General features: G+C 71.4%; 18 protein-coding genes and 1 pseudogene. 14 read left to right on the top strand and 5 right to left on the bottom strand.

Annotated features, from left to right (window positions below; translation table 11 throughout):
- Nucleotides 1-92 precede the first annotated feature (92 nt).
- Both Scani_RS41150 and Scani_RS22900 read left to right on the top strand, forming a co-directional pair.
- Nucleotides 93-478 (top strand): annotated as a pseudogene (locus tag Scani_RS41150) (hypothetical protein).
- Between the two features lie 12 nt (nucleotides 479-490).
- Nucleotides 491-1,216, top strand: a complete 726-nt coding sequence (locus Scani_RS22900; protein WP_159479364.1) for a B3/B4 domain-containing protein — start codon at nucleotides 491-493, stop codon at nucleotides 1,214-1,216.
- Nucleotides 1,217-1,288: 72 nt separating this feature from the next.
- On the opposite strand, the gene Scani_RS22895 is transcribed toward Scani_RS22900, so the two are convergent.
- Nucleotides 1,289-2,005: a lysophospholipid acyltransferase family protein gene (locus Scani_RS22895; RefSeq protein WP_159479362.1), complete on the bottom strand. Its 717-nt coding sequence runs from the start codon at nucleotides 2,003-2,005 to the stop codon at nucleotides 1,289-1,291.
- Between the two features lie 322 nt (nucleotides 2,006-2,327).
- Here Scani_RS22895 and Scani_RS22890 point away from each other — a divergent pair, with 322 nt between their 5' ends.
- The 4 genes from Scani_RS22890 to Scani_RS22875 all read left to right on the top strand — a co-directional run bounded on the left by Scani_RS22890 (nucleotide 2,328) and on the right by Scani_RS22875 (nucleotide 5,399).
- Nucleotides 2,328-2,660, top strand: a complete 333-nt coding sequence (locus Scani_RS22890; protein WP_159479360.1) for a TlpA family protein disulfide reductase — start codon at nucleotides 2,328-2,330, stop codon at nucleotides 2,658-2,660.
- 222 nt (nucleotides 2,661-2,882) lie between these two features.
- Nucleotides 2,883-3,389 carry a flavin reductase family protein gene (locus tag Scani_RS22885; RefSeq protein WP_159482315.1) on the top strand — a complete coding sequence of 169 codons (507 nt, stop codon included), beginning with the start codon at nucleotides 2,883-2,885 and terminating at the stop codon, nucleotides 3,387-3,389.
- Nucleotides 3,390-3,601: 212 nt separating this feature from the next.
- Complete coding sequence (locus Scani_RS22880; RefSeq protein ID WP_159479358.1) at nucleotides 3,602-4,387, top strand: electron transfer flavoprotein subunit beta/FixA family protein; 786 nt, start codon at nucleotides 3,602-3,604, stop codon at nucleotides 4,385-4,387.
- 49 nt (nucleotides 4,388-4,436) lie between these two features.
- Nucleotides 4,437-5,399 carry an electron transfer flavoprotein subunit alpha/FixB family protein gene (locus tag Scani_RS22875; protein WP_159479356.1) on the top strand — a complete coding sequence of 321 codons (963 nt, stop codon included), beginning with the start codon at nucleotides 4,437-4,439 and terminating at the stop codon, nucleotides 5,397-5,399.
- 106 nt (nucleotides 5,400-5,505) lie between these two features.
- Here the strand turns inward: Scani_RS22875 and Scani_RS22870 are convergent, their stop codons facing one another.
- Complete coding sequence (locus Scani_RS22870; protein WP_159479354.1) at nucleotides 5,506-6,024, bottom strand: DinB family protein; 519 nt, start codon at nucleotides 6,022-6,024, stop codon at nucleotides 5,506-5,508.
- 197 nt (nucleotides 6,025-6,221) lie between these two features.
- Between Scani_RS22870 and Scani_RS22865 the strand changes: the two genes are divergently transcribed.
- Nucleotides 6,222-7,505 (top strand): DUF6986 family protein, encoded by a 1,284-nt coding sequence (locus Scani_RS22865; RefSeq protein ID WP_159479352.1) that lies wholly within the window; start codon nucleotides 6,222-6,224, stop codon nucleotides 7,503-7,505.
- Nucleotides 7,506-7,630: 125 nt separating this feature from the next.
- On the opposite strand, the gene Scani_RS22860 is transcribed toward Scani_RS22865, so the two are convergent.
- Entirely contained in the window at nucleotides 7,631-8,257 is a 627-nt protein-coding gene (locus Scani_RS22860; RefSeq protein ID WP_159479350.1) for a TetR/AcrR family transcriptional regulator, read from the bottom strand.
- 72 nt (nucleotides 8,258-8,329) lie between these two features.
- Between Scani_RS22860 and Scani_RS41145 the strand changes: the two genes are divergently transcribed.
- Together Scani_RS41145 and Scani_RS22850 are read left to right on the top strand one after the other, a co-directional pair.
- Complete coding sequence (locus Scani_RS41145; protein ID WP_159479348.1) at nucleotides 8,330-8,656, top strand: hypothetical protein; 327 nt, start codon at nucleotides 8,330-8,332, stop codon at nucleotides 8,654-8,656.
- Nucleotides 8,653-8,880, top strand: a complete 228-nt coding sequence (locus Scani_RS22850) for a hypothetical protein (RefSeq protein WP_159479346.1) — start codon at nucleotides 8,653-8,655, stop codon at nucleotides 8,878-8,880. Before Scani_RS41145 ends, Scani_RS22850 begins: the two co-directional genes overlap by 4 nt.
- 86 nt (nucleotides 8,881-8,966) lie before the next feature.
- On the opposite strand, the gene Scani_RS22845 is transcribed toward Scani_RS22850, so the two are convergent.
- On the bottom strand, nucleotides 8,967-10,007 hold the full coding sequence (locus tag Scani_RS22845) for a LacI family DNA-binding transcriptional regulator (protein WP_159479344.1): 1,041 nt from the start codon (nucleotides 10,005-10,007) through the stop codon (nucleotides 8,967-8,969).
- A gap of 141 nt (nucleotides 10,008-10,148) precedes the next feature.
- Between Scani_RS22845 and Scani_RS22840 the strand changes: the two genes are divergently transcribed.
- Together Scani_RS22840 and Scani_RS22835 are read left to right on the top strand one after the other, a co-directional pair.
- Nucleotides 10,149-11,105, top strand: a complete 957-nt coding sequence (locus Scani_RS22840) for an ROK family protein (RefSeq protein WP_159479342.1) — start codon at nucleotides 10,149-10,151, stop codon at nucleotides 11,103-11,105.
- 108 nt (nucleotides 11,106-11,213) lie between these two features.
- On the top strand, nucleotides 11,214-13,472 hold the full coding sequence (locus tag Scani_RS22835; RefSeq protein WP_246296093.1) for a serine/threonine-protein kinase: 2,259 nt from the start codon (nucleotides 11,214-11,216) through the stop codon (nucleotides 13,470-13,472).
- Between the two features lie 89 nt (nucleotides 13,473-13,561).
- Here Scani_RS22835 and Scani_RS22830 read toward each other — a convergent pair whose 3' ends face one another.
- A complete protein-coding gene (locus Scani_RS22830) occupies nucleotides 13,562-15,619 on the bottom strand; it encodes an NPCBM/NEW2 domain-containing protein (RefSeq protein ID WP_174872745.1) in 2,058 nt (685 codons plus the stop codon).
- Between the two features lie 270 nt (nucleotides 15,620-15,889).
- Between Scani_RS22830 and Scani_RS22825 the strand changes: the two genes are divergently transcribed.
- From Scani_RS22825 to Scani_RS22815, 3 genes are read left to right on the top strand one after another with little or no spacing between them, the layout of a single operon-like run.
- On the top strand, nucleotides 15,890-17,146 hold the full coding sequence (locus tag Scani_RS22825) for an ABC transporter substrate-binding protein (RefSeq protein ID WP_159482312.1): 1,257 nt from the start codon (nucleotides 15,890-15,892) through the stop codon (nucleotides 17,144-17,146).
- A 43-nt stretch (nucleotides 17,147-17,189) separates the two neighbouring features.
- Nucleotides 17,190-18,101, top strand: a complete 912-nt coding sequence (locus Scani_RS22820) for a carbohydrate ABC transporter permease (protein ID WP_159479340.1) — start codon at nucleotides 17,190-17,192, stop codon at nucleotides 18,099-18,101.
- The gene (locus tag Scani_RS22815) at nucleotides 18,098-19,006 is read left to right on the top strand and encodes a carbohydrate ABC transporter permease (protein ID WP_159479338.1); all 909 of its coding nucleotides are present in this window, start codon (nucleotides 18,098-18,100) and stop codon (nucleotides 19,004-19,006) included. The genes Scani_RS22820 and Scani_RS22815 overlap by 4 nt, the downstream gene beginning before the upstream one ends.
- Nucleotides 19,007-19,348 lie beyond the last annotated feature (342 nt).

Here is a 19,348-nt window from a genome sequence, read left to right as displayed (position 1 = left end):
GGCGACCCACTCCGCATCACACTCTGCGTAGCTATGCGCTCGATCGAAAAGTCATTGACTCTCGGTCGGGCGCATCGCTACGCTCCCCGGGCGTGGAGCTGATCCAGGACACCCTGGAGCTGTCCGCCTGCCTGGCGGCCGACGAGGTCATCGACCATCACCATCCGCATGTCCGGGTCGTCGCGACCGCCCCCGCCGTCGATGCCCTCGATGCATATGTATACGCCAAGGCCGCCTTCACCTTCGTCCGGCTGCCGGGCGAGGACCGCTGGGCGCGGCAGGATCCGCGGGGCAACAAGCCGGGCGTCGACGCGCAGTTCCGCTGGACCGCGAACAGCTCGCCTTCCCCGTGCGACCCGAGTGCAGCGAAGTGGACTACCCGGTGCTGTTTGCTGAACCACACCCGGTCGTGCTCCAATGCCTCCGCGAGGCCGTCGACCGGCCTCACCTCTGGCAGATGCTCCCCACCGATCTCTGAGGAACGGCTCCGATGCGCAGCTCTTCGCACGTCTCCGGCACGACCTGTCGCCTGCATGTCTCCGACGAGGTGCGCGCCCTGGCGCCCGGCTTCGGCTACCTCACCGTCGAAGCCCACGGTCTGACCAACGGGCCCAGCGACGAGGCCGGCGCGGCGCTCCTGGACGAGGCCACCCGCCGCCTCGCCGAGCGCCTGGACGGACGTGCCCCGCAGGACGATCCGCACATCGCCGCCTGGCGCGCCGCGTACACCGCCTTCGGCAGCAAGCCGTCGCGCACCCGCAACTCCGCCGAGGCGCTGGCCAGGCGGGCGCTCGCGGACGGCGGGCTGCCGCGCATCAACCGCCTCGTCGACCTCTACAACGCCCTCTCCGTCGCCCACCTCGTGCCCGTCGGCGGCGAGGACCTGGACCGTATCCAGGGCGATATGCGGCTGGTGCGGGCCGTGGGCGACGAGCCGTTCGTGACCGCGGCCGACGGGGCCGGGACGGTGGAGCACCCCGACGCGGGCGAGGTGGTCTGGTGTGACGACGAGGGCGTCACCTGCCGCCGATGGAACTGGCGGCAGGGCGTACGCACCCGCCTCACCGAGGACTCCGTCAGCGCCCTCTTCCTGCTGGAGCGGATGGCCCCCATGACGCTCGACGAGCTGACCGCGGCGGGCGCCGAGCTGGCCGGCTGGCTGCGGCAGGCCTGCCCGGACGCCCGTATCGAGATCGGTGACGTCCAGGCCCCGTGAGCGGAGCCGCCGGACCGGCGGCCGGGAGCGCCCCGCCGCGACGGCGACGGGGTGCTCCTGCCTCCGGGTGCGTTATCCGGCGGTGCCGGGCGCGGCGGGCGCGGTGCCGCCGAGGTGGGCCGGCATCCACCAGGTGTCCTCGGGGCCCTTGGGGCGTACGGGGTAGGCGCGCTGCGCCGCCTCCAGCAGCTCCTGCACACGGGCCCGCAGCCGGTCGCTGATCTTCTCGGCCTGCTCGGCCGGATCGGCCTCCATCGGCTCGCCCACCCGGATCGTTATCGGCAGGTGGTGACGGCCCAGATCGCGCTTGTGGCCCTTGGTCCACAGCCGCTGGGTGCCCCACAGTGCCACCGGCAGCAGCGGCACCCCGGCCTCCTGCGCCAGGCGCACCGCACCCGACTTGAAGGTCTTCAGGGTGAAGGACTCGGAGATCGTCGCCTCGGGGAAGACCCCGATGATTTCGCCGGAACGCAGGGCGGACAGCGCGTGCTTGTAGGCGTGCATGCCCTGGGCGCGGTCCACGGGGATGTGCTTCATCGCGCGCATCAGCGGCCCGGACACCTTGTGCCGGAACACCGACTCCTTCGCCATGAAGCGCACCAGCCGCTTGGCGGGCCGTGCCGTCAGGCCGGCGAAGACGAAGTCCAGGTACCCGATGTGATTGCTCACCAGAACCGCCCCGCCGCGGCGCGGAATGTGGTCCGTCCCGGCGATGTCGAATTTCAGATCGAGCGCCTTGAAGAGCGTGCGGGCGGCGCCGATCACCGGCGGATAGACGAGCTCTGCCATTGTCCGGAGGACCCCTTTTCCACGCCTGGGAGGGTTCTCCCGGCGGAAACCTACGCAGCCGTAGCTGCGACTTTCGGGAGATCGTGCCCGATCTCGGCCGTGGCGGCCAGCGCGAGGGCCGCCGCGGCCGGGAGATTCTTGTCACGTGGAGGCCCGTTCGACCGGTCGCCCGCCACCGCAGGAGGTATGTCCCGGCTGCGGGAATCTTTGCGGTCCCGAGAACGCTGCACCCCCCGATGACCGGATTCATGGTGCGCCTCGCGGCGCTCGCGGCGGCGAGCGCTTCCGGTGTGTGGCGCCGACGTCGTAAGGGGCGCTGACGGTGCACGAGCGGAACGACGGAGCGCGGCTGGGCGCCGCCGAGATCGGCGCGGAGCTGGGGGAGCGGGCCACTCTGCTGCAGTTCTCCAGCGCCTTCTGCCAGCCCTGCCGGGCCACCCGGCGCACGCTCGCCGAGGTGGCCGGCATGGTCGAGGGGGTGGCCCACATCGAGATCGACGCGGAGGACCACCTGGATCTCGTACGGCGGCTGGAGGTGCTGCGAACGCCCACCGTCCTGGTGCTCGACGCGGACGGCGCGATCGTGCGCCGCGCCGCCGGGCAGCCCCGGAAGGCGGACGTCATCGGGGCGCTGGGCGCCGCCGTCCGTGATTGATCTCCCAGATGGCAGACGCCCCTTGACGCTGTGGGTCACCCATCGTCACTCTGACGTGATGCGGCCAGGAACCCTTCTGTACGGACGCGCCCATGTCGACCTTCTGCGGACTGCCAGCGCCCGCTGTCCGGGCGCGTGAGCAGCGACGACACCATTGCTGTCGGCCACCCCACCGCCGTCGGCTCCGCCCGGGCCCGTACACCACAGCAGAAGGACAACTCCATGACGGCCTCCACCGGCCTCGGCACGCCCCGCACCGCTTCCCCCGAGCTGCTGCGCTCGGTCTTCCGGCAGCACGCCGCCGGCGTCGCGGTGATCACCGCGCACGGCTCCCGCCCCGTCGGCTTCACCGCCACCTCCCTCACCTCCGTCGCCGCCGACCCGCCGCTGCTCTCGTTCGGCATCGGCACCGGCGCGTCCAGCTGGCCGGCCGTCTCTGAGGCCGAGCACGTCGGTGTCCACATACTCGGCGAGCATCAGCAGGAGCTGGCCGCCACGTTCGCGCGCAGCGGTGCCGACCGCTTCGGCCCCGCCACGTCCTGGCACACCGGACCCGAGGGCGTGCCCCTCCTCGACGGCGTACTGGCCTGGCTGGTGTGCAAGGTCGTGGCGCGGGTGCCGGCCGGCGACCACTGCATCGTGCTCGCCCAGCCCGTCGTCGGCGACCCCGCGGGGCCCGGCCGTCCGCTGCTGTACCACCAGGGCCGCTTCAACGCGCTGAGGGACTGACGGGTTCCCGGTTCCCTTCGTCGTTCGCCGGTCGGGTCCGTTGGCAAGGTCACATTTCGACGGCCTTGATTCGGGGCACGAGAGTCGATGTACTGGCGAGTAATATGACGGTCGGCGTGGGGAACCGCATCCGACCGGGAGCCGCCCCGACAGGCGCCTATGCTGCCAGCACAAGGCAGTTCTGAAGAGACGAAGCAGGTAGGAGAGCCGGCGTGAGCCTGAGGATCGTTGTCTGTGTGAAGTACGTGCCCGACGCCACCGGCGACCGGCACTTCGCCGAGGACCTGACCGTCGACCGTGACGATGTGGACGGTCTGCTCTCGGAGCTCGACGAGTACGCCGTCGAGCAGGCCCTGCAGATCAAGGAAGCCGCCGACGACGCGGAGATCACGGTTCTCACGGTCGGCCCCGAGGACGCCAACGACGCGCTGCGCAAGGCGCTGTCGATGGGTGCCGACAAGGCCGTCCACGTCGAGGACGACGACCTGCACGGCACCGATGCGCTCGGCACCTCGCTCGTGCTCGCCAAGGCCATCGAGAAGACCGGCTACGACCTCGTCGTCTGCGGTATGGCCTCGACCGACGGCACGATGGGCGTGCTGCCCGCGCTGCTCGCCGAGCGCCTGAACGTCCCTCAGGTCACCCAGCTCTCCGAGGTGTCCGTCGCCGACGGCAAGGTCACCGGCCGCCGGGACGGCGACACCGCCACCGAGCAGCTGGAGGCCGCGCTGCCGGCCGTCGTGTCCGTCACCGACCAGTCGGGTGAGGCGCGTTACCCCTCCTTCAAGGGCATCATGGCCGCCAAGAAGAAGCCGGTGGAGTCCCTGGACCTGGAGGACCTGGAGATCGAGGCGGACGAGGTCGGCCTCGAGGGCGCCTGGACCAAGGTCGACGGCGCCGCCGAGCGTCCGGCCCGCACCGCGGGCACGATCGTCAAGGACGAGGGCGAGGGCGGCAAGCAGCTCGCCGAGTTCCTCGCGGGCCAGAAGTTCATCTGAGCCGCAGTCCTTATCCCCGCCCTCATTCTTCCCGCAGGAGAGCAATCCCATGGCTGAAGTCCTTGTCTACGTCGACCACGTGGACGGTGCCGTCCGCAAGCCCACCCTCGAGCTGCTCACCCTCGCCCGCCGCATCGGCGAGCCGGTGGCCGTGCACCTCGGTGCGAACGCCGAGGACGCCGCGAAGATCCTCGGTGAGCACGGCGCCGTGAAGGTGCTGGCCGCCGACGCGCCCGAGTTCGCCGAGTACCTCGTCGCCCCCAAGGTCGACGCGCTGCAGGCCGCCTACGACGCGGTCTCCCCGGCCGCCGTGCTGCTGCCGTCCTCCGCGGAGGGCAAGGAGATCGCCGCCCGCCTCGCGCTGCGCATCGGCTCCGGCATCATCACCGACGCCGTCGACGTCGAGGCCGGCGACGAGGGTCCGGTGGCCACGCAGTCCGTCTTCGCGGCCTCGTACACCACCAAGTCCCGCATCACCAAGGGCACCCCGGTCATCACCGTCAAGCCCAACTCGGCCGCCCCGGAGGCCGCGCCGGCCGCCGGCACCGTCGAGCAGCTCGCGGTGACCGTCGCCGACTCCTCCAAGGGCACCAAGATCGTGTCGCGCACCCCGCGCGAGTCGACCGGCCGCCCGGACCTGACCGAGGCCGCGATCGTGGTCTCCGGTGGCCGCGGCGTCAACGGTGCCGAGAACTTCCCGGTCATCGAGGCGCTCGCCGACTCGCTCGGTGCGGCCGTCGGCGCCTCGCGTGCCGCGGTGGACGCCGGCTGGTACCCGCACACCAACCAGGTGGGCCAGACCGGTAAGTCGGTCTCGCCGCAGCTGTACATCGCGGCGGGCATCTCCGGTGCGATCCAGCACCGCGCCGGTATGCAGACCTCGAAGACGATCGTCGCCATCAACAAGGACGAGGAAGCACCGATCTTCGACCTGGTCGACTACGGCGTGGTCGGCGACCTCTTCGACGTCGTCCCGACCCTCACCGACGAGGTCAAGACCCGCAAGGGCTGACCGCCGTCCGGCCGGAGCCCGGCCCCGGCCCTCGCACGAGGCCCCGTACGCGCGGTGCGTACGGGGCCTCGTGCTGTGGCGGCACCGGCGGGTGGCCGCCGCGCCGTCAGTTGCCCGTGACCCCGTCGATCCGCTCGCGGAGCAGGTCGGCGTGGCCGTTGTGCCGGGCGTACTCCTCGACCATGTGGACGTAGATCCAGCGCAGGTTGAGCGTGCGCCCCGGGCGCGGGGTGAAGGTCTCGTCCAGCCCGCGGTCCGCCACCGCCTTGTCGCAGGCCTCGATCTCGGCACGGAAGGCCGCGAAATCCCGCTCGGCGCCGGCCGGGTCGGCATCGTGGAAATCGCCGTCCGGGTTGTCCTCGGTGAAATAGAGGCCGCCGATCCGCTGGCCGAGGAAGCGCACCCGGAACCAGGTGCGTTCGACGTCCGCCATATGGCGCACCAGGCCGAGCAGCGTCAGGCCGGACGGCGAGGCGCTCGCCTCGACGAGCTGAGCGGGCGTCAGCCCGGCGCACTTGGCGAGGAGGGTGTCGCGGTGGAAGTCGAGCCAGCCTTGCAGCATCGCCCGTTCAGCGGCCACGGTCGGGAGTTCTCTGCGTTCGACAGGGGGTGCGATCCAAGTCATGAGGGCGAGTCTGGCGGTGCCGCGGTGCGGCCGCCATGGAGTTTCCTGGGTCCGGCCGTACGCCCGTGACCTGCGCCGCCCCGGCTGAGGGTGTTGACCTCGGCAAACCGACGCAGTTAACTTCGCTATACGGATTGTTGATTCCGTTAAGCGGAAAACGCTCGATCGGCGGGCGTGCGCACCGGGAGGGTATCGAAATGGGGCAGCAGGAGAGCGTGGCGACGAGCCTCGCGGACACCGTACGTGAGGGAATCGGAGCCGCTCTCGCCCAGGTGGACGCGGATCTGGCGCGGCGCTACCCGGGCGACCCCGGCACCCGCCAGCCGGTCCACACGGTCTACGTCCCCGGCGATGTCGTCGCCGCCGACACCCTGCGTTCCTGGGGCGACCAGGCGCTCGCCACCCTCGACGAGCACGCCCCCGACGCCGGTGCGCTCGCCGCCGTCCTCGGCATCCCCGACGCGCTCGCCGCCGACGTCCACGACCGCGTCCGGGCCAAGCTGACCCGCGAGCCCGTCGAGGACCTGCGCATCGACTTCGAGGACGGTTACGGCTCCCGCCCCGACGCCGAGGAGGACGAGGCCGCGGCCCGCGCCGCCGCTCTGGTGGCCGCCGCCTACCGTGGGGGCACCGCTGCCCCGTACATGGGCATCCGGATGAAGTGCATGGAGGCCGCCGTCCGCGACCGCGGCATCCGGACCCTCGACATCTTCCTCACCGGTCTCATGGAGGCCGGCGGCCTGCCCGACGGCCTGGTGCTGACGCTCCCGAAGGTGACCTACGCCGAGCAGGTCACCGCCATGGTCCGGCTGCTGGAGGCCTTCGAGAAGGCGCGCGGCCTGGAGGGCGGCCGGATCGGTTTCGAGATCCAGATCGAGACCACCCAGTCGATCCTGGGTGCCGACGGCCGTGCCACCGTCGCCCGCATGATCGAGGCCGCCGAGGGCCGGGCCACCTCCCTGCACTACGGCACCTTCGACTACAGCGCCTCCTGCGGCGTCAGCGCCGCCCATCAGTCCCTCGACCACCCGGTGGCCGACCACGCCAAGGCCGTGATGCAGGTGGCCGCCGCGGGCACCGGCGTCCGCCTCTCCGACGGCTCGACCAACGTCCTGCCGGTCGGCCCGACCGCACGGGTCCACGACGCCTGGCGGCTGCACCACGGCCTGGTCCGCCGCTCGCTGGCCCGTGCGTACTACCAGGGCTGGGACATGCACCCGGCCCATCTGCCCACCCGTTACGCGGCGGTCTACGCCTTCTACCGCGAGGGCCTGGAGCAGGCCGCGGCCCGGCTCACGGCGTACGTCGCCAAGGCCGGCGGCGATGTCATGGACGAGCCCGCCACCGCCAAGGCGCTCAGCGGCTATCTGCTGCGCGGTCTGGACTGCGGCGCCGTGGACACCGCCGAGGTCGCCCGGCTGACCGGGCTGACCCGCGCCGACCTGGACGCCCTGGCCGGCCGCCCGGCGGCCACGACCTGACGGCGCGGCAGTCCGTCCGGTGCCGCGTGCCACGTGTCGCACCGCCCGGGCAGCCGCCCGCCGGGACCGTTCGCAGGTCCGGCAGTGCCACGAGGCCCCCGCCCCCCGGCGGGGGCCTCGCGCGTTCAGTCCGTGGCCGGCCCGAGGTCGTCGATATGTGCGCGCAGGACCGTGGCGCAGGTCTGTGCGTCCAGTACGTCGGACCGCAGTACGGCGGTGAAGGTGAGGCCGTCCAGGAGGGACGTCAGCCGCTCGGTCTCGGTGTCGAGGGCGAGCCCCGGCCGCAGGCCGCCCGCCGTGTCGAGCCGGGCGAGGATGCGTCGGACGAGGGTCCGGGTGCCGGTGGCGGTCTCCCGGGCGAGGTCGTCGAGCGCGGGGTGGGTCCGCGCCGCCGTGGAGAAGTCGACGAGCACGGTGACCTCGGCGCGCCGGCTGTCGTCCAGGGGCAGCAGTTCGGAGAGCAGCTCCACCGCGCAGCGGCGGATCTGCGGCGCCGCCAGCCCGCTCAGATCGCCCAACGCGTCGATGCGGTGCTGGAGTCGGGCGCCGACCCGGTCGAGCATCGACCGCATCGCGAAGCGCATCAGCTCTTCCTGGCCGGCGAAGTAGTGCCGGACCGAACCGATGTTGAGCCCGGCCTCGTCGGCGACGGTGCGCAGGGAGGCACGTTGGATGCCGTCCCGTACGACGACGCGGAAGAGGGCGTCGACGACGTCACGGCGCCGGGCTTCTCGGTCCACCTGCTTGGGCATGGACCCTTTGTATCACGACTGTGATAAATTGTTTTCTATCACACCTGTGATACAAAGAATGGAGGGATGGTCGTGGAGCGGGTTCTGAACCTTCTTCTCATCCGGTTCGGCCTGATCGCGGGCGCTCTGGTGGTGCTGGCCCTGCTGGTCTTCGCCGTGGCGCTCGTCCTGAAGCGCCGGGGGAGGCTCGACGCCGCGCGGCGGTATGCGGCACCCGCCGCGCAGGCCGTGAGCCGCTATCTGGACGACCGGGGTGCCGCGCGGGGCCGTGGCGGGATGTCCCGGGGCCGCGGGTCGGTGGCCGGCGCGGTGGTGCGGGCGGCGGCCCGTCACCTGGACGACGACGGGCGCGGGCAGCGGCAGCGCGTACGGGAGCCGGGGCGGGGGGACGTCCGATGACCGGCGGCGTTCCGGCGGGTGTCGGTCCGGCGTATGACGTCCTCGCCCGAGGGGGAGCCGGGGGCGAGGGGAGCGAGGGGTCCGACCTCCTCGCCCACTTCCTGGCCGACGCCGCGATCAAGGGGGTCATCGTGATCGTCGCGCTGATCGTGCTCGTGGTGGGGATGGTGCTGATCTGGAAGAGGGTGGGCCGGGCGGAGGCTCCGCGCCGCGACGATCGGTGATCACCGGTGCGGGACCTGCCCGGAGGCGCCCCGCGGCGGCCCCGGGGCGTCCGGCCCCGGCGTCCGGCCCACGTCAGGTGGGGAGTTCAGCTCTCCGACGGAGGGACCTCGCCCGAGCCGCGGGCGATCAGGCGGGTGGGGATCTCCCTGCGCTGCGGCGGGTCCTCGATGCCCTCCAGGCGCCGGAAGAGCAGCCCCGCGGCCGTCCGGCCCATGAGCGCGGGGTCCTGGGCGACGACCGTGATCGCGGGCCGGACGAGATCGGCCAGTTCGAAGTCGTCGAAGCCCACCAGCGCGACCGGGCGCGGGCGTTCGCCGAGGACGCGTACGGCGGTGACGGTGACCCGGTTGTTGCCCGCGAAGAGGGCGGTGACCGGTTCGGGGGCGTCCAGCATGGCGGTGGCGGCGGCGCGTACGCAGTCCGGTGCGGTGGAGCCGAGCGACACCCAGGAGTCGTCGACGGGCAGGCCCGCGGCGGCCATTGCCGAGCGGTAGCCGCCCAGTCGTTCGCGCGCGGTGTGGATCCGCGGCTGGTCGCCGATGAAGCCGATCCGGCGGTGGCCGTGCGCGATGAGGTGGGCCACCGCGTCCCGGGCGCCGCCGAAGTTGTCGGAGACCACGACGTCCGCGTCGATCCGGCCGGGCGGGCGGTCCACGAACACGGTGGCTATCCCGGCCGCGATCTCCGGTTCCAGATAGCGGTGGTCGTCGGCGGCCGGGATGATGACCAGCCCGTCCACCCGCCGTGCGCACAGCGCCAGCACCAACTCCTGTTCGCGGGACGGGTCCTCGGCGCTGGAGCCGTTGATCAGGAGTGCGCCGTGATCGCGGGCGACTTCCTCGACGGCGCGGTTGAGCGGGCCGTAGAACGGGTCGGCGAGATCCTCCAGCACCAGGCCGATGCTGGCCGTACGCCCCTTGCGCAGGATCCGGGCGGAATCGTTCCGGCGGAACCCCAGCGCGGTGATGGACTCCTGCACCCGTCGCTCGGTGTCCGGTGTGACGCCCGGTTCGCCGTTGACCACGCGGGAGACCGTTTTGAGGCCGACCCCGGCGCGCGCCGCGACATCCTTCATCGTGGGCCGGGTGCCATAGCGGCGGGAGGTGCCCCGCGCGGTGTCCGTCACGGTGTGCGGTCCTGATTCTGTCGGCGTCGGGTGTGGCGTCGAGCATAGCCTCTAGACAACGTTGTCAATCGGGGGAAGACTGGCGTTCTCACGCCGGGCCGGTACGCTCGGCCCCCGGGCCCACCAGGAGATTCCACACCGATGCAGACCGACCTCAGCGCAGCGTTGGACATTGGCGGTACCAAGATCGCCGGCGCTCTGGTGGATGCCCGCGGCAGACTCCTCGAACGGGCCGCCCGGCCCACCCCCGCCGACAAGGACGGGGCGACGGTGATGCGTGCGGTGGCCGAGGTGGTCGCCGAGCTGGCCGCGGGGCCCGACTGGGCGCGGGTGGCGGCCGTCGGCATCGGCAGCGCGGGCCCGGTCGACGCCTCGTCCGGCACCGTCAGCCCCGTCAACATCCCCGGCTGGCGCGACTTCCCGCTCGTCGCCGGAGTGCGCGCGCTCGTCGGGGAGCGCCCGGTCGTGCTGGTCGGCGACGGTGTCGCGATGACCGCGGCCGAACACTGGCTGGGTGCCGCGCGCGATCACGCCAACGCGCTGTGCATGGTGGTCTCCACGGGCGTCGGCGGCGGACTCGTCCTCAACGGCCGGCTCCACCCGGGCCCCACGGGGAACGCTGGGCACATCGGTCACATCAGCGTCGAGGTCGACGGCGACCCCTGCCCGTGCGGGTCCCGCGGCTGCGTCGAACGGATCGCCAGCGGGCCCAACATCGCCCGCCGGGCGCTGGCCAACGGCTGGCAGCCGGGACCCGACGGCGACACCAGCGCCGTGGCCGTCGCCGCCGCCGCGCGCGCCGGCGACCCGGTCGCCCTGCGCTCCTTCGAACGGGCCGCGCGGGCGCTGGCCGCCGGGATCGCCGCGACCGCCACGCTCGTGGAGATCGATATCGCCGTCATCGGCGGGGGAGTCGCGGGCGCGGGTGACGTCCTCTTCGCCCCCTTGCGGGCTGCCCTGCGGGAGTACGCGACGCTGTCGTTCGTGCGGGGCCTGACGGTCGTACCGGCTCAAATGGGAACGGACGCCGGGGTGGTGGGCGCCGCCGCGGCCGCCCGGCAACGGTCCCGTACCGATGCCTTCGTCCCCGCGCCCTGACGCCCCCACGGGCCCCCGCGCGCCCCTTAGTCTGTTGCCGACCGCGCCGTACACCGTGGCGTCCACGGCGTAGGGGCACAGGCACGGGTATCGAGGGGATCGGCGACGGTGACACCGGGGGAGCCCGAGCAGGGCGGAGCGGACGAGGAGCGCGGGGCGGACGGCGCGAGCGGCTCCGACGGAACGGGCGCCACCCCACCGGGCGGCGCCACCCCACCGGGCGGCGCCACCCCACCGGGCGACGCCGCCGGGGAGGCCGGCCATGGAGCGCCACCTGCCGCCGCCGCGAGCGGGCCGCGCCGCGGCCATGACGCCGACCTGACCGGGCGGTTGCTGGGCGGCAGGTACCGCGTGACCGGCCGGATCGGGCGCGGCGGCATGGGCGTGGTCTGCCGCGCCGTCGACGAGGTGCTGGGCCGCGAGGTCGCGGTCAAGGTCCTGCGCGCCTACACCGATGCCTCCGCCCCCGAACTGGCCGATCTGCGCACCCGTATGCAGCGCGAGGCACGGGCCGCGGCCCGCATCCGGCACTCCGGTGTGGTCACCGTCCACGACGTCATCGACGAGGACGGGCGCCCCGTCATCGTCATGGAGCTGGTGGACGGCCCCTCGCTGGACGACGTCCTGGACCAGCGGGGCCCGCTCGCTCCGAGGGAGATCGCCCGGATCGGCGCCCAGGTGATGGATGCCCTGGACGCCGCCCACCGGGCCGGTGTGCTGCACCGCGATGTGAAGCCCGGCAATGTCCTGCTGGACAACTGGGGTCAGCGCGCGGGCCGTTCGGGCGCCGGGGAGGGCCGGGTGGTCCTCACCGACTTCGGCATCGCCAGTATCGAGGCCCCGGGCGACGGCGCGACCACCCATCTCACCCGCAGCGGCGAACTGGTCGGCTCGCTCGACTACTTGCCGCCCGAGCGGGCGCAGGGACAGGACCCCACCCCGGCCTCGGACATCTGGTCCCTCGGGATGACCCTGTACGCGGCCGTCGAGGGCGGCGGTGCGCCGTTCCGGCGTACGTCGGTGTGGTCGACGCTCACCGCGATCGTCACCGAGGCGCTCCCCGAGCCCCGGCGGGCCGGGCCGCTCACCCCCGTACTGCACGCCCTGATGGCCAAGAACCCGGCCGACCGGCCCACCGCCGCTCGCGCCCGGAGCCTGCTGGAGGCCGTGGCCGAGGGGCGCGACCCCGGGCTCGGGGCTTCGTACCTGCCCACGGCGACCGACGTACGGGCGGTCGCCCCGCAGTCCCCGCCGCAGGAGCCGTCCGGTCCCGCCGCCGACGCGGCTTCTCCGCCGCCCGGTTGGCTTTCCGGTTCCGGGTCCCAGGGCGTACCGGAGACCGGGCCCACGCCGCCGTCGCCACCAACGCCGTCGCCGCCTGGACACCCCGGGCACGACCCGCACCTCACGCCCCCGTCGCCACACCAGGCCCCCCAGGGGCAGGCCGACGCCACCAGGAACCAGGCACCGGGTTACACGTTCCCGACCGCCGGCCCCGCCGGTGACCCGCCCGGCGTGGTGGCCGGTCCGTCCATGGGCGGTGCGGGTGCCCCTCCGTACGCGGGAAACCCGGCCGGGCGGGATACCGAACGGGTCCCCGCCCGCGGGCGGCGCCGTGTGGGCCTTGCCGCGGCGGCCGTGCTCGCCGTGCTCGCGGCCGGGGGCGGTGCGACCTATGCGCTGGTCGGCGGGGGCCCGAGCGCTGCGGTCGCGGACCGCGGGCGGCAGTCGGCTCCGCCGGCCGGGACGCCGGACGGGCAGGGTGCGCCGGGCGTGTCCGCCGGCAAGGGCGGCGACAAGGCCGAGGGGAAGTCCGGCGGGAGCTCCGGGGGGAGGTCCGACGGCAAGGGCGAGGCGAGGGGCGGGAACGGCGGAGAGGGAACAGTGCCGTCCGCTTCGGACCGGCCCTCCGGTGCGGGTACGTCCAAGGGGCAGTCCAAGACTGCTGCCACGGGCGGGAGTTCGGACGGGAGCGGTGGCGCCCAGGGCGGCACGGACGGTGGAGGCGGTGATGGCCAGGGCGGCACGTCCGGCGGTTCCGGCGGCGACAGCGGCGGCAGCGGCGGCGGTGAGCCGACCCAAGGGCCGTCGTGTGCGTCGATCGGCGGCGGCAAGGCCAACTGCGAGGTGTGGCGCACCGCGAGCTCGTACGACCGGTCCTTCCGGCAGGTCGGCACCCTCAATTCGGGCACCAACTACTTCTACTGCCAGACGAAGCTGGGCCACCGGGAGACGTACGGGAAGTGGACGAACGTCTGGTGGGCGAGGACCGATGACGACAGCGGCAACTCCGGTGTCTACGTCAGCGTGGTCTACCTCAAGGGTGGGGCGAACGATCAGCCCGTCCCCGGCCTGCCCACCTGCTGACCGCTTCCGGTGCGGCGTACCGGGTCCGGGCGGGCCGAGGAGGCCCGCCCGGAGTCGTCAACTCCCGCCGTGGCGGGCTTGGCCGGTGTTCAGCACTGGAACTTTGCGTCCGCCCAGTCGGCGTGGTCGTAGTCGATGCCGTCCCCGCCGTCGGTCACGACGAGCTGGACGGTCCGCGCTCCGGCGACCGGCGCACTGACGGTCCTGGCGGCGTCGGCCCCGGTCACCGAGGGACTGGTGGCGACCTGTTTGCCGTCGGCCCACACCTCGAAGCCCACCGACCCGCGGTCACCGGACTCGTCGTCGATGCCGACCTGGGCCGTGAACACGGAGCACCGCCCGCCGGTGTAGAAGCTCACCTCGCTGGGGGCGTGCACCCCGAGGCCCTTCGCGAAGCCGGTGCCGCCGATGCTGAGCGGCCTGCCGTCCCCGGCGTCGCTCTCGCCGACGCTGGTGTTCTTCTCGACCGGGCCCCAGCCGTTGGTGGCGGTGAGCCAGGGGAGGTCGGCGGCGTCCGCGGTCCCGGCCGGTGGCGGCACCACGACATGGGCGGTGCCGGGCAGCGTGGTGGTGATCCGCTCGCCGCGTGGTGAGCGGTAGTCGGCGGTGAGCGGGAGATCGTAGGCGCCGGGGGCGGTGCCGGCCGGTGCGGTGATCTTCCAGCCGGTGGTGAGCGTCCTGCCGCCGGGCAGCGCGCGGTCCGTTGCCGGAGAGGTGGCCCGGACCCGCCAGCCCTGCGGGGCCTTCAGCGTGACGGTGAGGTGCGTCGCGGGGGTGCCGCCCAGGTTGCGGACGGTGGAGCGGAGGCCGCCGGGCGTTCCGGCCTCGACCAGCGGCGTACGGTCGGTGCCGGTCTCGACGGCCGGTGGGTAGGCGGCCCAGCGCTTGTCGGCGGAGATCCGGTAGACGGTGGTGCCGTGCGCCGGGACGGTCGCCGAGACCGTGCCCGTGGTGTGGGTGTTCTGGTGCCGCCACAGATCGCGCAGCCGGTAGCCGTCGGCCTGCGGGAGGCCCAGTTCCCCGGCGGTGGTGGTGATCCGCTGCGGCCGGCCGGTCTCGTTGAACAGCGCCACCGCGCGGGCGCCATCGGCCAGTTGCCTGACCAGCGTCCAGCGGCCGGACTCGGACTTCACCACTGTGGCCTGCTTGCCGAGCGGGTCCTGGTCGATGGCGATGAGGTCTTTGTTGGCCAGGATCTCGAACGTCTCCGGGGTGGCCTTGCGCAGATCGGAGCCGATCAGCAGCGGGGCGGCCATCATCGACCACAGGGCGAAGTGGCTGCGGTACTCGGTGTCGGTCATGCCGCCGTTGCCGACCTCCAGCATGTCCGGGTCGTTCCAGTGGCCGGGACCGGCGTGCGGGGCGAGCGGCAGATTCTGCTTGGCGATCCCGAGCATGCTCGACCAGGAGTCACTGATGTCCCCGGTCGTGCGCCACAGATGCCCTACGTCCGACGCCCACTCCCAGGGCTTGTTCTCGCCCCATTCGCAGATGCTGTAGACGATGGGCCGCCCGGTGGCCTTGAGCGCGTCCCGCATCGTGCGGTACCGCTGCTTGGCGTCCACACCGAGGTTATTGCAGTTGTCGTACTTGAGGTAGTCCACGCCCCAGTCCGCGAACTGCTGGGCGTCGGACTTCTCATGGCCCAGGCCGCCGGGGAATCCGGCCGGATTGCAGGTTTTGATACCGGCGCTCGTGTAGATGCCGAATTTCAGTCCCTTGGAGTGGACATAGTCGGCCACCGCCTTGATGCCGTGGGGGAAGCGCTGCGGATCCGGCACCAGCTTGCCGTTCCCGTCGCGGGTGGGCAGTGCCCAGCAGTCGTCGAGGTTGACGTACTGATAGCCGGCGTCCTTGAGGCCCTTGGCGATGAAGAGATCGGCGATGCCCTTGACCATCTCCTCGTTGAACTCGGCCCGGCAGTGGGTGGAGTTCCAGTTGTTGAAGCCCATCGGGGGCGTCTTGGCGAGCCCGTCGGGGAGCCGGGGGGCCGCGGCGGTGGAGGCGGGGCCGGCTCCCGGGGAGTCGGGCGTACGGGCCGCGGCGGGCAGGGCGGTCACCCCTGCCGTACACAGCAGGGCGGCGGACAGCGCTCCGACGATTCTTCGGTGACCTCGCCGGTGGATGGTGCGGATGTGAACGCGCATGGTTCGCGTCCTCCGTCTTCGCGAGAGGTGTGTGGGGTGGTGCAACCGGTCGCGTGCGAGTGTTTACGGTAGGGCTTGTTGGAGTCTGTTGGAAGAGGAGCGGTAACGGTTCCTGGTTCGCCTGCCAAAACCCTTGACTGGACCTGCTGTTCGGAGTGAGATCCCATCCACTCGCGTTCGGTTCTGTTTGGTTCCACCCCTGAGGAGGGGGACATGGTCCAGTTCACGATCAGCGGCTCGGATATGTACGGGGAGACGGCAGGTCGTCGGATGTCCCGCCGGACGCTGCTGCGGAGCGCGGCGCTCGGCGCGGGGGCCGTGGCCCTCCCGTCCCTGCTCGCCGCCTGCGGCAGCGGTCCACCGGGCGTCACGATGGGGTCGAATGCCTCGGACGCCGTGCCGAAGAAGGCCTTCGCCGGGGCCTTCAAGGCCTATGAGAAGAAGTCGAAGAAGACGGTGCGGGTCAACACCGTCAATCACGAGAATTTCCAGGAGAACATCAACCGCTACCTTCAGGGCACTCCGGACGATGTCTTCATGTGGTTCGCCGGCAACCGTATGCAGTACTTCGCACAGAAGGGGCTGCTCTCCGACATCAGCGATCTGTGGCGGGGCTTCGACGGGTTCTCCGCCGCGCTGAAGAAGCAGTCGACGGGGCTGGACGGCAAGCAGTACCTGGTGCCGTACTACTACTATCCGTGGGCCGTCTTCCACCGGAAGAGCGTGTTCCGGGAGAAGGGGTACGACATCCCCAGGACCTTCGACCAATACCGGGCGCTCGCACGGCAGATGCAGAAGGACGGAATCGTGCCGTTCGCCTTCGGCGACAAGGACGGCTGGCCGGCGATGGGCACCTTCGACTACCTCAATATGCGCGCCAACGGCTACGACTTCCATATCGCGCTGATGCGCGGACAGAAGGCCTGGAACAGCCCGCAGGTCAAGCAGGTCTTCGACCTGTGGCGAGGCCTGATGCCCTATCACCAAAAGGGCGCCAACGGCCGTACCTGGCAGGAGGCCGCACAGTCCCTCGCGCAGAAGAAAGCCGGTATGACCGTGCTCGGACTGCCGCACCCCGGCCAGCAGTTCAGCACCGCCGACCGGGAGGACCTGGACTTCTTCCCCTTCCCGGAAATCGATCCGGCCCATGGACAGGACGCGGTCGAGGCCCCGATCGACGGATTTCTGATGTCGAAGAAGGCCAAGGACAAGGACGGGGCGAAGGACCTGCTGACGTTCCTCGCCACGCCCGAGGCGGAGGACGTCTATCTCGCGTCCGACCCCAACAACGTCGCGGTCAACAGCGGTGCGGACACCGCCGCGTACACCCCGCTGCAGAAGAAGGCCGTCCAACTCGTATCGGGCGCCCGGCAGATATCGCAGTTCATGGACCGCGACACCCGGCCCGATTTCGCCTCGACCGTGATGATCCAGGCGATCCAGCAGTTCCTCAGCAATCCGGATGACATCGACGGCCTGGTCAACGACATTGAACGCCAGAAGAAGCAGATCTTTTCCGCCGAATGAGCGCCGTCAGACGGCCGCTGTGAAAGACGGGGAGCGAACCGCCGTGCCGAACACCCGCGCACGGCGCGCCGGAAGACCGGGGCCGCGGCGCCACACCCGCCGTGACCTCGTCGTCCTCGGCGTGCTGCTGGGCATACCCCTCCTGCTCGACCTCGCCCTGATCTGGGGCCCGACACTGGCCTCCATCGGACTGTCCTTCACCACCTGGGACGGCATCGGCGATATCCGATGGGCGGGCCTGAAGAATTACGACAACCTCTTCACCACCTACCCCCAGTTCTGGCCGGCGGTCCGCCACAACCTTCTGTGGCTGGGCTTCCTCGGGTTCCTCGCGGCCCCGTTCGGCCTGCTGCTCGCCGTCCTCATCGACCGCGGGGTCCGCTTCAGCCGCTTCTACCAGTCGACGCTCTATATGCCGGTGGTGCTCTCGCTCGCCGTCGTCGGCTTTATCGCCCAGCTGATCCTCTCCAGGGACCAGGGCGCGCTGAACGCCGTCATCGGTGGCCGGAATCCCACCGACTGGCTGGGGAATCCCGGAATCAATATCTGGATGGTCCTGCTGGCCGCCTGCTGGCGGCACGCCGGCTATGTCATGATCCTCTATCTCGCCGGACTGAAATCCGTCGACCCCGGCCTCAAAGAGGCCGCCGCCCTCGACGGCGCCAGCGAACGGCAGGCCTTCTTCCGGGTCGTACTGCCCACCCTGCGCCCGGTGAACGTCATCGTCGGCGTCATCACCGTCATCGAATCGCTGCGCGCCTTCGACATCGTCTACGCCATCAACAAGGGCCGCAACGGCCTGGAACTGCTGTCCGTGCTGGTCACCGACAACATCATCGGGGAGGCAGGCCGGATCGGATTCGGCTCGGCCATCGCCGTCGTCCTGCTGCTGGTCTCGCTGGGATTCATCGTGACCTATCTCGTCCAGGAACTCCGAGGGGAGGAGCGGCGATGACCGCACCCGCCGCTACCGCGCCGTCCGCCACGCGGCCCACCCGCGCGCCGGCCCGCCACCGCGGCCGCTTCGGCGTCCACCTCTTCCTTTCCGCCGTCTCGCTCGCCTTCCTCGCCCCGCTGCTGCTGGCGGTCTACGCCTCGCTGCGCCCCTACGAAGAGACCGCGCGATACGGCTATTTCTCCCTCCCGCGGCATCTCTCCTTCGACTATTACCGACAGGCCTTCGCCGACTCCGGGATGAGCCGGTACTTTCTCAACTCGCTTCTCATCGCCGTCCCCGGCGTCCTGCTCACCCTTTTCCTGGCCTCGTTCGTGGCCTTCGCCGTCGCCCGGCTGCGCATCCGCGGAGGCCTCGTCCTGCTGATGGTCTTCACCGCCGGCAACCTGCTGCCCCAGCAGGTGATCGTCACCCCGCTCTACGTCCTGTTCAACAAGGTTCCGCTGCCGTACTGGATGTCCGACTCCCTGACGATGTACGACTCCTACTGGGCCGTCATCGCCGTGCAGACCGCCTTCCAACTCGGCTTCTGCGTCTTCGTCCTGGCGAATTTCATGCGTACCCTGCCACGGGAAATCCTGGAGGCCGCGATCGTCGACGGCGCCGGCGTCTGGGCGCAGTACTGGCGGGTCACCCTTCCGCTGTGCCGGCCCGCCCTCGCTGCCCTGGGCACCTTGCAATTCACCTGGATGTACAACGATTTCCTCTGGGGCCTGGTATTCCTCTCCGACGGCGACAAACTCCCCGTCACCTCGGCCCTCAACAATCTGCGCGGCCAATTCTTCACCGACTACAACCTTCTCGCCGCGGGATCCGTCCTCGTCGCGCTCCCCACGATCGTGGTCTTCCTGCTCCTCCAGCGGCATTTCATCGCCGGACTGACCCTCGGCGCGAGCAAGGGGTAGCCGACCCGGCCGCGTGGAACATGCCGCCGCCGCACGAGGGGCCGCCGTCATATGCGGCCCCTCCCGGGCCCCCGCCGGCCCGGGAACTCGGCATGCCCATGAGGGTTTCGGTACAGGAGGGGCGGGGGAGCGCTTGTTTGCCGGGGGCTTCGCGGCGGCGGATACGGTGACCGACATCCTCCGCGCGGGGCATTTCGCGACCGGCGCGTCCCCGGGGGTGGGAACCCTCCCTGGCCGCGCCGATAGTCGAATGCGCAACGTTCCCGGTCGTGCGCGCGGCCCGTGACCCCGAGCGTTTCCGTGGCAGGGTGTGGCGGGCAACTCACCTGGGTCTAGGGAAGA

This window comes from Streptomyces caniferus, assembly GCF_009811555.1.
Taxonomy (GTDB): domain Bacteria; phylum Actinomycetota; class Actinomycetes; order Streptomycetales; family Streptomycetaceae; genus Streptomyces; species Streptomyces caniferus.
The sequence above is the reverse complement of the archived record's forward strand: the minus strand, read 5'-3'. Positions and strand labels throughout refer to the sequence as shown.